This window comes from Pedobacter sp. GR22-10, from assembly GCF_026239715.1.
Classification (GTDB): domain Bacteria; phylum Bacteroidota; class Bacteroidia; order Sphingobacteriales; family Sphingobacteriaceae; genus Pedobacter.
Genome location: NZ_JAPIVR010000015.1, coordinates 1 through 698 on the forward strand (window position 1 = coordinate 1; position 698 = coordinate 698).

At 45.7% G+C, this 698-nt stretch carries 1 protein-coding gene; it reads left to right on the forward strand.

The window, feature by feature from the left end; translation table 11 throughout:
- Positions 1-698 (forward strand): MBG domain-containing protein (locus OQX64_RS22345; RefSeq protein WP_265820420.1); only part of this gene is annotated, 698 nt, incomplete at both ends.

Sequence of the window (698 nt, forward strand, 5' to 3'; positions counted from 1 at the left end):
ATCCTGCATTGACCTATACTTTTGCTCCGGCCTTAGTGGGTACTGATACTTTCACGGGAAGTTTAAGCCGTTTGCCAGGCGAAAACGTGGGGACATATGCGATCAACCAGGGTACGCTTGCACTGAATGGCAACTATACTTTAACTTATATTGGTGCTGATTTAACGATTGGTGCAAAAACAGTAACGGTAACGGCAGCTGCGAAAAGCAAAACCTATGGTGATGCTGATCCTGCACTGACGTATACCTTTGCTCCGGCCTTAGTGGGTACTGATACTTTCACGGGAAGTTTAAGCCGTTTGCCAGGCGAAAACGTGGGAACATATGCGATCAACCAGGGTACGCTTACGCTAAACGGCAATTATACTTTAACTTATATTGGTGCTGATTTAACGATTGGTGCAAAAACAGTAACGGTAACAGCAGCTGCGAAAAGCAAAACCTATGGTGATGCTGATCCTGCACTGACTTATACTTTTGCTCCTGTCTTAGTGGGTACCGATACTTTCACCGGTTCCTTAAGCAGATTACCTGGCGAAAACGTGGGTACTTATGCGATCAACCAGGGTACGCTTGCACTTAACGGCAACTATACCTTAACTTATATTGGTGCTGATTTAACGATCGGTGCAAAAACGGTAACGGTAACGGCAGCTGCGAAAAGCAAAACCTATGGTGATGCTGATCCTGCACTGACG